The organism is Bartonella sp. AA2SXKL (genome assembly GCF_042197205.1).
In the GTDB taxonomy this organism is placed as follows: Bacteria; Pseudomonadota; Alphaproteobacteria; order Rhizobiales; family Rhizobiaceae; genus Bartonella.
This window is the reverse complement of the sequence record NZ_JBHIRN010000200.1, coordinates 330-647: the sequence shown is the minus strand read 5'-3', so window position 1 is coordinate 647 and position 318 is coordinate 330.

Sequence of the window (318 nt, the reverse complement as noted above, 5' to 3'; positions counted from 1 at the left end):
AGCGTAGTCTTGTGTTGTTTTCATTTTGTTATTGGATATTATTGGTATTGCAATCATTAGGCTTGTTTTGCCGGAATATTTTTCTTAATTAAATGGAAAGGATATGAGTACGTCTTCTGTGAAAAAAGCAAAGTTACTTATGGCTTATTCAGTGATGCAATTTTTATTTTCTTCTGTTATTGGCAATCTTTAAGCTCATTATGGCTGCCGTCTTATCTTGCTTATCTCTATAGATTGGTTTTGCTCTTGATAATCTTATATGTAGCTATAGCGTGTAGTTATTTTAGGTTGTTTATCGGGCGTTTTTTCAGGGATGAG